We start from the raw sequence: 10,588 nt of genomic DNA, 5'->3' as shown, positions 1-10,588 counted from the left end.
CGCGCAAGCTGCAGGCGCACTTGGAGCGGCTGGCCAGCTCGGCCCGGATCATGGACCTGCAGCTTCCCGCCCCGGACGCCTGGGAGCGTGCCATCGAAGCGGCGAACACGGCTTTGACCAGTGCTCAGTCGCGTGTGTCCGTTTGTCGTCGTATTCTCAGATCTGCCGTGGATTGGACGGTCAGTTCACCGACCGCGTCGATACAGCACTTTTCACGAAGGCCGCGTTGCGCCCCACGCTGGGCATCGCTTGAGCGGCGCTCTCAAATCGCTTCTTAGCCTCAAGATCTGGCTCAGCCAACATATTTAGCAAATCCTTCTGCGACTCGGAAAAGTGCAACGACAGCGCTTCTCCTAGACCGAATGACAACATGCAGCCTCGATCCCTCCTGCATGGCCGCACCACCTAAGAGTAGGTTTCATATGCGTCTGGACTACCCGCCTCATGCCCTACACCTTCTCCGGACAGCCCCGAACTGACCCTAGCTGGGCCATCGCGCCACATACGGCCACTACCTCCTGCCGTTATTGCAAGGTGGCCACCCCTTGGCCAGTTTATTTTTTCATCCCCAAATCACCTGATTGTCAAATTTGCATTCCGCGTCAGATAAGGGAAGTAGCCCGCCAACAATGGTGACGAATAGCATCGGTAACCCCTCTACATCGGCTTGCTTGCGCGGATCGGCAGAAGAACTAATGCAAATATTCCACTAGTGTAAATATCAGAAGCACGCACCTTGATAAGTAAGTAGCGTATCAGCAATAAATGCCAATGATATTTACAAACTACATACCGAGGGAGGTTATGTAAATGGGTATAAGAATCTGTCCGCGAGGACATGAAGTGACGCTGGAGAACGCGTACGTGAACGGCAGCTGCAACATCTGCCGCAAGGAGAGATCGCGGGAACAGCGTGAGACACACCATGAAGAACTGAGCCGATACAAACGAGTCCGGCGCCTTGCAGCAAAATCCACACACGAGCTGGTAGCACGCCGCAGCGAGATTAATGAAGCGCTAAACATCCTGAAAGGAAACGCACATGCATGAGGTACATATCTCGCCGATCACGAGGTACAGCGATCGCGGATACACATGGTCCGTAACTGGATGGGACGGCACCACACGCTCCTATCGCACGGACGACAGCGGATACGGACTCTGGGAAATAAATGGCCGACTTGAAGGCCGCTATGGCGAGCGTAGAAGCGACCAGCAAGTTCTCGGAACCTCACAGTTTGTGCTCGCCCGCAGGAGCCGGTCGACGATTCGCCGCCGGGTAGTCCAGCACTTCAAAAAGGACTGACTGGCACCTGAGCCAACAGATACCAGTCAGTTCCAATCCAAACGGCCCGGAGCGCCAACTCCACATGGGCCAAATCAAAACCCTTATCTCAATGAAAGGCATTGACATGTCTAATTTTACGGCACTTCTGTCCACAATGACAGTTCTCACGACCGGGCTGACTCCCCTCCAGCAGACGGTGGCCAACTGGCTGACACAGCACGGTGATCCCCGGCTGGCCAGTGTGGATCGATTTGTTTATCCGCTCGCTTTCCAAGACGAGTTCGAAAGCCGGATCGGCAAGTGGAACGGCAACGCTAAGGATTCCAAGGCACGGTTCAGGTCAGGGCTCAGCATCCAGCCCACCACTGCACGCCGCGAGCCCGCTGGTACGGCGCCCCGTGGTCGCAAGGACCGCTCCACCCGCCCGTAGGCGGATGCATCACCTCAGTACCGCTGTCCGGCCGGACGTGCCTCAGAGCCCCGGCCGGACAGCACCCATCCACAGCAAATCTTTAGCCCTGAAAGGCACACACGTCATGAGCAAGAACATCTTCACCGCATCGTCCTTGTCCCTCGCAGCGTTCGGTCTGCAAGCCGCCATCGTTGACTGGCTGGAAGAAGAAGGCAGCACGGACTTTGTTCCGGCCTACAAGTTGGCACGGGTCAAAGGCGCCAAGGAAGCAGCAGCCGAGCTCGCCCACCACGGCTGGTGGGAAGCAGTCCGGCACGGTGACCGCACCGTTGGCTACCTCGTCCGCTACGAGGTCGATCAGGACGTTCCCGACACCGATGCAGCAGAGCCCGCAGACGCCCCGGAGACCGCCGAAGAAGACTTCACCGTAGCGCCGGAACACAAGGTCGACGCCACCCCGGCAGAGGACGAGGCAGAGCCCGAGGCGTCCCAGTTGGCACGCGGGTTGGTGGCAGCAGCACTGGCCGACAAGGGCATCAAAACAGAAGTCGCAGAGATCAACTCCGATGACGAGCCTGCCCCGTTCACCGAGGAAGAACTCGACGAGGCGTTCGACGAGTTGCGTTCGGTCTACCCCGATCGTGTCCGCCGCTCAGAGCGCACCCGGTCAGCATTTCGTGCCGCAGCGATCCGCATGGGCAGCCTCGACGCTGTCTTGGACGAAGCAGAGGAGTACGACGTAGACCTCGAAGAGAGTCGCCGCGATCCCCGCCCGGCACTGGAGTGGTTGGAACAGCTTCGCCCCATCCACGAGCTCACGGTCAGCAATCGCACTGATGTTCCGGACACCGGGTTTCCGCGAACCGACCGCAACTAATCTGCACAACGCCCGAACAGCAACGGGCGCCGAAACAATCGTGAGGGCAAGACATTGGAAACGCAATTTGATGACGTCTCGTACGTCACCACACATAGGCCTAGCGCCCTAGGAACAGATCACGACGGCACAGCCACCAAGACCGTCCAGCGGCACCATGGTTTGGTCGGTATGAGCCCGCGTGGTGTCAGGACCTACACTCCGAATGATCCGAGCGTGTTGGACCTGACACCGGAGGAGAAGGCTGCCAAGGCCGAAGCCAAGAGGGAAGCGAACCGTGCTCGTCGTGCGGGCGAGGCGATCCGCAATGCTGGCAAGCCGAAGCGTTCTGAGGGTACGGGGAATGCTGGGCACACCCCGCGTGTGATGCAGTACATGCTGACCTCCATCATGATGATCGACCCGGAGCCGATTGAGCGTCAGGTGGCTGAGGTCGAGGGTGTTAAGGCCCGATACTTGTCACTGACGTGGCCTCCGGGCGTGTACGTCAGCGCGGAGATGAAGTCGTCCACCGTCGAAAAGCTGATGCGTTTTGGACGGGACATGGTCAAGAAGCGCGTCGGCTATGACGCCAGTGATGAGGAGCTGGGCTTCGCGTACGTATGGAACGTGGAGTCCAAGAAAGTGGATGCCAACGGTCACCGGCAGCCGCACATCAACGTCATCACTGCGCTGACCGACGAGGAGGCGTACCGGTTCCGGAAAAAGTGGTTCAAGCTCGCTGGCTGGGATGAGGACGTCAGGTTGTCCGAGGCTGCCTTCGTGAGGAGTCCGAGCCCATACCAAGAGCGCACTATGACCACCCGGCAGATTCTGGAGATGTTCTACCGGTACATCGTGTGCATCGGCAAGACCGCCAAGGCCGCATCCAAAAAACACCAGTACTGGACGTGTGAGCGTTGGCTGCGTGAGGGCAGCACCAAGGCGATGTGGGGGCACTCCGAGAACATGCAGGCGAGCGAGGAAGTGCACTTCGTCTTCACCAACCTGCGGCAGCGTCAGACGGTCGATGCTTACTTGCGCAAGCGTCTGGGCATCCAGCCGGACTTGGTCTCGTGGGTGTACACCGACGGCGTGGTGTCACCGCCAAAAGACAAGGCACCGTTCTCGCCAGACCGGTGGGCTGGCAGTCGATACGCCGCGTACATAACGCCGGACATGGTCGACGACATCAGGTACATCATCGCCGCACTGGCTGACTGACACAGCACTCCCCCGGTCTCACTCGCCGATTCCACCGGGCAACCAACGGGAACCAGCCATCCCATGTAAATGAACACAGTAGTGAGGACCGAACAATGGAAGCACGATCACTTATCGAACTGGCAGGCACCGAGCGCTGGGACGCCTTGAAGGCGAACCTCGACCAGCTCGACGACCTGCGGGCACGTCGCAAGGCGATCAACGAGGCAGAGGCTGCCGGGTTGCTGACGTACGACGAGGTCAAGGACGGCATGACCTCGTACCGTGCGGCAAGGGCTGTCAACCACCTTGCGTGGCAGCAGCTCCAGCGTCCCGTGGAAGTACCCGTGGAGCCACCGGCACCCGTTGTTGCAGACCTGCGCCGGTGGCAGTGGATGCTGTGGACGGCGGCCTGTTCGCGGAACTGGAGGCATAGGACATGGACCCCGTTACCAATGCGGAAGAGCGCCGCATCGTGCAGTCCCGCGACCTAGAGAAGCTGCTGGCTAAGTTGCTGGAGTTGCGGATGAAGGTGCTGACATTGACGCCTGAAAAGAACCTTGATGAGTTCGCGGCTCCCATCTACGAGGAGTTCTTGGAGAAAAAGTTCGGGCGTTTGACCAGCGTTGAGCACCTCGAATACTGCCAACATGCGCTGCGTGGAAGGGCTGTTTGGCGAGGCTGGGCTTTAATCTCCCGCGCTTGCGGCGCCCCTGAGGGGGCTGGAGTTCTCCCCCGAGGATTCCAGCCCCTTAAATCGCGTTCTGGCGGTTCTTCCCAAACGGGGCAGACCCCCCATATGCCGGGTCGGAGCGTGGTGTCCCACGTTTAGATGTGTTTCTAATACCCACATCCTTGTTTTTGGAACGCAGTCTTGCCTCCCTCCCCGTGCTCCTCCCTGTGCGCGGGTCGGTCGGCGCCATGCTGATCGGCTCAATGGGGCGGCGGCGCGGCGGCGGCAAGTTTTTGACCGAGCCTCTATTAATTGCCAACACGGTTTAATACACTCCTTGAATGGTCACCATCGACACTGCACTCGAAGCCGATCTCATTTTTCACGACGGCGAGGTCCTTGTGCTGACCGTCGATGGGAGCTGGCAGGCGGTTAGCTGATGTATTTTCAGCAGCCCGAACAACTCGTCGCAACGATGCAGATGCCCGCGTGCGACGAGGAATCGGTGCAGCGGGCCATGGAGCCGGTAATCGAGTCGATGAAGTATGCACTCATGGCGAAACTGTTCGCAACCGGCTGGAGCGAAGTGACGCGCGAGCATTTTGACGCGCGGCTTTACTTCCCGGGAAGTGATCGCGTGCACACTGTGGTCCGGCATACTCCCCGGCTGGCGCGCGGGGTGCTTTATGGTGGCGGCGCCGACGGTGGGGAGATCGAACTGGGTGACGAGGCTTTGGACTACGGGCCACCGTTGACGATGATCATTGTCGAGGAGTCCGATCTCTTGCCGTGTGGTTGTCCCGTGCCGATTGATGCTCCCGATGGCATCGACGTTGTGCCCGGTGAGCCCGAGGAAGCTGCCGTGTGGGAGCTGCGCGGTCTCGTCGTGGACGCAGAAGGCCCCGCTTGGGCGTACACGATCAACGCTCGTCTTGATCCCAAGCTGCGGCGTCTGCACGACTCTGAAACAGCCCATGAGGACTGCGAGCTGTGTCGCTTCGAACGTCGCCGCCGGGTGATCTACGACCTGCCCGCCGTGCTGAAAACTGAGCACGTGGACAAGCACGACGTCGGTCAACCTCATGCCACGTCTGCGTGTGAAGCCTGCATCGTAGAACTCCCCATGGTGCGACCGAAACGATCAAGGAAGGTGTGACCTGATTGAGCTTTGACTTCGTAAATTTCGACGGTGAAGTAATAACGGAGTCCCAGTACCGCGAACTCATGGCAAGCCCCGATGCCCAACCAATGAAGGACAGTGCGGCGGGCGGGTTTGTCATCAGCAAGTGGGTCGGAACCATGAAATATGGCCGCCATGCCGAGCCGGTGTGGGTCCACAAGCTGCGCGGCGTGCAACTGCCGGAACGGGTGCTGCATGTTCTTGCAGGTGAGGACGGCGAGCTCTACTCAGACACTATGGAGCAGGCTCTAGCGACGCACAACGCGCTGGTCGGTCGCATACAAGACATCGAGAAGGCGCTACGTGAGGGCGCGTCCCCTCTACTCGTGGAAGGAGTGCTCTGATGCGGAAGAATCTGGCTGAGGAAATTTACTGGGCACAGCCGATGGACGGGACTCGGTTGGAGCGGGAGCAGGTCGAGCGCTTGCTGGCTCTCGTGGAGAAGCATGCCATCGTGATGCCAAAATCCAAGGTTGGCGACGCCATTTTCACCGTGGAAGACGACGGTGAGATCACCGTGAATTTCCTCGGCGCCTACGGCGGACGCCGTTCCGAAGGGGCATTCGAGAAATGGATGGTGTCCCGTAAAAAGGCACAAACGAAACTGGCACAAGTGTTGTCTGTGTTGAAGATGATCGAATTCGAGTCGCGCTTCTTTGGCAAGCAGTACGAAGAGGCAAGGGCAGCGTTTCAACGACGTGAAGTAGAGCGGGAGTACCTCGACGACGGGAACCCTGTGGCACTGGTGGAAGGGGCACTGTGAGGGACTGGCCCCGACGGCGTAGGCCGCCACTCGCTGAGCTCGTATACGAGGGCTTGCCAGCGAAAGCAGGCGAGAAGGAACTATCCGATTGGCAGTACAGGCGCGTGCTCAAATTAGCCGGAGCATTCGCAGTTGTGCTCCCGTACGCCCAACTGCCAAACCTGTACTTTGATTTGGAATCCGACGGCAGCCCGGTGGCGCTGCTGGCCCCCGAGACTCAGCGTGCCCACACGGTGCCGTTCGACGAATCGATGCTCTCCGAGCAGCATGCAAGGACAGCACTCCGGCAAGCTGCTGCGGTATATCACGCCCTCGTGGAAGAGCGGGCTGCTGGTCAACTGGACGGCTACTGCGATGCGTTGGAGGCGTTTAGCAGGAAGCAGATCGAGGACCAGCACATTGCCGACGGAGGTGCTCCTCCGCTGGCGACCGGAGCCCTATAACGACTGAAGGTGCGCGCCAATCACCGTGACCAGAGGCAAAGTGAAGCGGCGATACGTGCTCCTGTTTGTGCTCGTCACGATGGCTGAGTCCTTCCTGGCGATGTTTGTGTTGCTTGAGCTAGGTCAGTGCACCCGTGCCCCCAGCAGCTGAAAGGAAACGCCTCCTAGCTGGCGTATATGTTCGCCCAGCAATCCGCACAAATGTTCGCGTCGTCTTCTCGGGGTTCCATCCGGCTCCCGCATCTATCGCAGAGCGTCAGCTCGTCATATTCATAGACTTCGGCGCAGTGGAAACACAAATGGTGCACGTGGGGCCGCCGTGCGACAACCACGCCCGTGACCAGCGCAGTCTCGCTGCATTCTGGGCAGTCAGATACTGGGTCGTCGTCCCCATATGACCAGTTGAGCACCTGCGACGCATAAGAGTCAGCTGCCTCGAGAGGAGGTTCCTCAAAGTAGCAGAAAAGGCAATGGGTATCCGCGCCGTCTCCCGGAATGATGAGAGCCAGCTTAGAACATCTGGAGCATTCCACTACCACGGGCTTGGTCCCGATTTCTCCGGTCAATCTAAGCATGCGTTTATCGGCAAAGTCCTTCAGCTCGGCATACGCGGCCACAATCTTCTCCAGCGCATCGTCAACCGCCGCTTGGCTCTCTTGCGATAAATGAGGCCTAAGGTGTTTGTGAAGAAACGAAGTGATGAAGTTTAGTCCCTCAGCAAGGACTACACGCGACGCAATTCCCGATGGCGACGGCGCCAAATGAACAAGCCTGTTCCTCAGGTCGAATACGCTCTTCACAGTCACGGCATCCACGTTCGAACCTGTGACATTGTTGAAGCGGCTGATTACTTCGCCAGCCTGAACACTGCGGAAGTCTCCTGCTTCGAACTTGGAGCGGACCGCCTTACCCGGCTCGTCAAAGACCAGCGACCAATGTTCCCGGGCGAGCCGCGCCTTGACGAGAATTTCTATTCCTGAAGACAGAAACAGAGCAGCATACTTGTTCTCGTGTTCGAGATCCCCCTGCTGGGCAGTTATCTCGTCTATGGCCCGGTCAATGAAGTCTAGGGCATTGGTCAACATCAACCGCTCAACGGTGGCCTTATCAGAAGTCATGGAACAAGACTCTAGTCCTTGGACGGAACAACGGACGGACCCATGGCATATTTCCTGCCCACTCGCCTACTTTGCTCTCACGCCCCAAACAACCGGCTGAGTTCAGCCAAATCCGACCGGAACGCCAGAGCATATCGAACATCCACCGGCTACCGAGGACTGCGATGACGATCAGCCCTTAGGGAAGCACACTGGACAGGTCCTTGACGTGTCAGGCTCCGCAGTAGAAGCCCGGGCTGATGCAAGTCGCCTTTCCCTATCTCACTCATGACGTAGTTGGAGGCTTTGATGACTCATGGACCACCGAGGTCGCGTCAGGGTTGGTTCGGGAATGCCGCGTGGGAACGCGCTTCGCGTTGGCGTTCCATCCTAAGCTTGTCCAATGGACAGCATATGGTCAGACACGGAAATCACTGACTTTCAAGAAGACAGACTTCACCGAGTGCCGTTCGGAACGCAGGTCGCCAACCTGATCAACAAAATTCCCGCAGGATCTGAAAGCACTGTATTCGGCCTTATTGGTCCTTGGGGTAGCGGAAAGTCCTCCCTGCTGCATCTTGTTGAGCAGTCCCTTGATGGCGTGACGCCGCTGAGATTCAGTCCTTGGTCCGTTTCGGATGAAACAGGGTTGCTTGCCGAGTTCTTCGGAACGCTAATGCGCAGTGATGTTTTTAGGGCTAGAAGGAACCGCAAGGCGCTGCTCACACTCGTACAGAAGAGTCTTCCAGCGGTCGGTGCAATTCCGCTTCCCTTCGCCTCCAACGTGGCGGACGCCGCCGGGTCTTTCATTGGTCAAACCAACTGGGACACTCAGTTTAGACAAATCGACAAAATTTTGAGCGACAAGAACGAGCGAATCTTACTTATCGTCGACGACGTTGACCGATTGCACGGCAACGAAGTCCTCCTCTTAATCAAGACGATTAGGTTGCTTGGCCGGTTCCGCAACGTGCACTATCTGTTGGCGTATGACCACGACGCTCTGGTAGATGCGCTAGACCCGACAGTGGGTGGCCGTGACCGGGCGGCACGGTATCTGGAAAAGATTGTTCAGTATCCGCTGGCCATCCCTCCCGCACAACGGACGCACCTTCGACAACTGCTGGCAGACGGGCTGAACCAACTTTCAGAGGGAAATTTTCCCGCTCGTACGAAGGAATCGCTTGAGCGCTTCGCATGGTTTCACGACACGTTGGGATTCAAATGCCAAACTACTGTCCGGTCGGTCAAGAGGTTCGTGGCACAAGCCACCCATTACCTCGAACTAGTGGGGATTGATGAAGTAGATCTCGCAGACTTTCTCACGATTACGTTTCTGCGACTGCACTTTCCTGCCGTGTACAGCCGTATCCTCCCGTGGAAGGAAGACCTGCTCGGCATGTCCCCGCCCGGCACGGCCCGTGACCGAGACCCGAACGAGGCACTCTGGGATAAGCGTTTTCGAGAATTGATTGACAACGACGACGATCTTCTCGTCGTCAAAACCGCGATGAAAACCCTCTTTCCGCTAACCAGTGGACGAACGTCCACGCCGGACCCGGGCCGCATTAGCGATCCTGACTATTTTGACCGGTATCTCATTTTTGGCATCCCCGAGGGCGACGTTCCGGACGTGAAGATTCTGGCGGATCTTCAGCGCATCGTGGATATGACTTCAGACGATTTCAATGGCGCAGAGTTCAGATCATCGTTCACTTCTCTGAACGAAGCGACAGCAAACACCTCTGTAAAGAAGGCAGAGATCCTGACTCGGTCCTTGATCAAGGACCCGCAGGGGATATCGAAGCTGACGTCATTCGTGCTCTGGTTGCTGGGCAACGGCCTGTTTTCATCGAACCCATGGCGGCTCTCCACGTGGCTGGGCGATCTGATTGCCGTGCACCCGGGCTTCGAGGATGTGCAGGAGGTGGAGAGCAAGCTGAGTTTCCTGCCCGAAATTCATGAACTTCGAGGAGCCATCGGCCGCGCCGACAGATTGATGCAGCAGGTGTTCAACAATGCCGACGCTCGGAGCGCAGACGGACCGGCCCTCTCACAACTCAAGAAGGTTGCGTCCGATATCGGAACGCGTCAACTAATCGGGTATGCCGCTGCCCCGGCTACCGGCTCCAATATTCGGCGCTTTTTCGAAACCTATAGTCTGATCAAGGACTGCGCGGCTCTGGATCACGCACGGCACAACGTCTCCAATGCAGTCCGCCGTGGCGATCTGCCTCTCGTGTCCGTTGCCGCGTACTTCGTCTATGACACCACGACCGTCGGCTCAGCCGACTACGTGCTGTCGGACCTAAATGTCGATGACCTACTGTCGTTGATTGACGAGGAGGTCCTGCTCACCGCTGACCTCGCTGTCCCATCGGGCTCCCCCAGCGATAGCGAGCAAAGGATGGATATGGCCGTGGCAGGCCTTGTATCGCGACGTTCACCAACGGCACGGGCTGCCTTAGATGGTTCCGGACGATCCCTGAGACAGGAGTGAGTGCATAGCCAACTGGGCCATTTCGCCTACTGTTGCACCGGACTCCAGCGGTGAATTCGGGAGGATCATCAGTCGGCGGCCTCCAACCCACGCTGTCACCGACGGCGAGTACATGCTCAGGATTCGGATGGGCTGCGATAGAGGAACACGGTAGGATTCTTTCGAAAAAGTCA

The 10,588-nt window shown here is 58.2% G+C and carries 11 protein-coding genes and 1 pseudogene; 11 read left to right on the top strand and 1 reads right to left on the bottom strand.

Annotation, left to right across the window (positions count from 1 at the left end):
- From AC5RUK_RS08595 to AC5RUK_RS08550, 10 genes and pseudogenes are all read left to right on the top strand, one after another.
- Positions 1-278: pseudogene (locus AC5RUK_RS08595) on the top strand (hypothetical protein); the annotation flags it as partial.
- Between the two features lie 1,119 nt (positions 279-1,397).
- Positions 1,398-1,718: a hypothetical protein gene (locus AC5RUK_RS08590; RefSeq protein ID WP_494151906.1), complete on the top strand. Its 321-nt coding sequence runs from the start codon at positions 1,398-1,400 to the stop codon at positions 1,716-1,718.
- Positions 1,719-1,824: 106 nt separating this feature from the next.
- Positions 1,825-2,577, top strand: a complete 753-nt coding sequence (locus AC5RUK_RS08585) for a hypothetical protein (protein WP_494151905.1) — start codon at positions 1,825-1,827, stop codon at positions 2,575-2,577.
- Positions 2,578-2,793: 216 nt separating this feature from the next.
- Positions 2,794-3,780: a hypothetical protein gene (locus AC5RUK_RS08580; RefSeq protein ID WP_494151904.1), complete on the top strand. Its 987-nt coding sequence runs from the start codon at positions 2,794-2,796 to the stop codon at positions 3,778-3,780.
- Positions 3,781-3,875: 95 nt separating this feature from the next.
- Positions 3,876-4,253 (top strand): hypothetical protein, encoded by a 378-nt coding sequence (locus AC5RUK_RS08575; protein WP_494151903.1) that lies wholly within the window; start codon positions 3,876-3,878, stop codon positions 4,251-4,253.
- Positions 4,199-4,591 (top strand): hypothetical protein, encoded by a 393-nt coding sequence (locus tag AC5RUK_RS08570; protein WP_494151902.1) that lies wholly within the window; start codon positions 4,199-4,201, stop codon positions 4,589-4,591. The genes AC5RUK_RS08575 and AC5RUK_RS08570 overlap by 55 nt, the downstream gene beginning before the upstream one ends.
- Positions 4,592-4,871: 280 nt before the next feature.
- A complete protein-coding gene (locus AC5RUK_RS08565; RefSeq protein ID WP_494151901.1) occupies positions 4,872-5,588 on the top strand; it encodes a hypothetical protein in 717 nt (238 codons plus the stop codon).
- Positions 5,589-5,593: 5 nt separating this feature from the next.
- Positions 5,594-5,956, top strand: coding sequence for a hypothetical protein (locus AC5RUK_RS08560; RefSeq protein ID WP_494151900.1), 363 nt, complete (start codon positions 5,594-5,596; stop codon positions 5,954-5,956).
- Positions 5,956-6,375, top strand: a complete 420-nt coding sequence (locus AC5RUK_RS08555) for a hypothetical protein (RefSeq protein WP_494151899.1) — start codon at positions 5,956-5,958, stop codon at positions 6,373-6,375. Before AC5RUK_RS08560 ends, AC5RUK_RS08555 begins: the two co-directional genes overlap by 1 nt.
- Before the next feature lie 104 nt (positions 6,376-6,479).
- Positions 6,480-6,818, top strand: coding sequence for a hypothetical protein (locus AC5RUK_RS08550; protein WP_494151898.1), 339 nt, complete (start codon positions 6,480-6,482; stop codon positions 6,816-6,818).
- Positions 6,819-6,982: 164 nt separating this feature from the next.
- On the opposite strand, the gene AC5RUK_RS08545 is transcribed toward AC5RUK_RS08550, so the two are convergent.
- Positions 6,983-7,936 (bottom strand): hypothetical protein, encoded by a 954-nt coding sequence (locus AC5RUK_RS08545; RefSeq protein ID WP_494151897.1) that lies wholly within the window; start codon positions 7,934-7,936, stop codon positions 6,983-6,985.
- A 382-nt stretch (positions 7,937-8,318) separates the two neighbouring features.
- On the opposite strand from AC5RUK_RS08545, the gene AC5RUK_RS08540 reads away from it, so the two are divergent.
- Positions 8,319-10,415, top strand: coding sequence for a KAP family P-loop NTPase fold protein (locus tag AC5RUK_RS08540; protein ID WP_494151896.1), 2,097 nt, complete (start codon positions 8,319-8,321; stop codon positions 10,413-10,415).
- The last annotated feature ends 173 nt before the right edge of the window (positions 10,416-10,588 follow it).

The sequence above is a fragment of the Arthrobacter sp. Y3223065 genome (assembly GCF_059090885.1).
This window is presented reverse-complemented; position numbering and strand designations above follow the sequence as displayed.

What these genes read in the sequence shown, in the direction of transcription:
- AC5RUK_RS08590 (WP_494151906.1), top strand. Translation starts at nt 1,398, where the DNA reads ATGAAAGGCATTGACATGTCTAATTTTACGGCACTTCTGTCCACAATG.
- AC5RUK_RS08585 (WP_494151905.1), top strand. Translation starts at nt 1,825, where the DNA reads ATGAGCAAGAACATCTTCACCGCATCGTCCTTGTCCCTCGCAGCGTTC.
- AC5RUK_RS08575 (WP_494151903.1), top strand. Translation starts at nt 3,876, where the DNA reads ATGGAAGCACGATCACTTATCGAACTGGCAGGCACCGAGCGCTGGGAC.
- AC5RUK_RS08570 (WP_494151902.1), top strand. Translation starts at nt 4,199, where the DNA reads ATGGACCCCGTTACCAATGCGGAAGAGCGCCGCATCGTGCAGTCCCGC.
- AC5RUK_RS08565 (WP_494151901.1), top strand. Translation starts at nt 4,872, where the DNA reads ATGTATTTTCAGCAGCCCGAACAACTCGTCGCAACGATGCAGATGCCC.
- AC5RUK_RS08555 (WP_494151899.1), top strand. Translation starts at nt 5,956, where the DNA reads ATGCGGAAGAATCTGGCTGAGGAAATTTACTGGGCACAGCCGATGGAC.
- AC5RUK_RS08545 (WP_494151897.1), bottom strand. Translation starts at nt 7,936, where the DNA reads ATGACTTCTGATAAGGCCACCGTTGAGCGGTTGATGTTGACCAATGCC.
- AC5RUK_RS08540 (WP_494151896.1), top strand. Translation starts at nt 8,319, where the DNA reads ATGGACAGCATATGGTCAGACACGGAAATCACTGACTTTCAAGAAGAC.